Consider the following 337-nt stretch of genomic DNA (forward strand, 5'->3'; position numbering starts at 1 on the left):
AAGGTAACCGTAGGGGAACCTGCGGTTGGATCACCTCCTTACCTTAAAGAACCTGCCTTTGTAGTGCTCACACAGATTGTCTGATGAAAAGTAAATAGCAAGGCGTCTTGCGATTGAGACTGTACGTCCCCTTCGTCTAGAGGCCCAGGACACCGCCCTTTCACGGCGGTAACAGGGGTTCGAATCCCCTAGGGGACGCCACTTGCTGGTTCGTGAGTGAAAGTCACCTGCCGTCATATCTCAAAACTGACTTGCGAGTCATGTTTGAGATATTTGCTCTTTAAAAATCTGGATCAAGCTGAAAATTGAAACGACACACAGCTCATGTGTGTTCGAT

1 tRNA gene is annotated in these 337 nt (G+C 48.4%); it reads left to right on the forward strand.

What is annotated here, in order from left to right:
• Window positions 1–125: 125 nt before the first annotated feature.
• Window positions 126–201: transfer RNA gene (locus tag INF61_RS22290), tRNA-Glu, on the forward strand.
• Window positions 202–337: the final 136 nt, after the last annotated feature.

It is taken from the genome of Enterobacter cloacae complex sp. P18RS (assembly GCF_014982105.1).
In the GTDB taxonomy this organism is placed as follows: domain Bacteria; phylum Pseudomonadota; class Gammaproteobacteria; order Enterobacterales; family Enterobacteriaceae; genus Enterobacter; species Enterobacter hormaechei_C.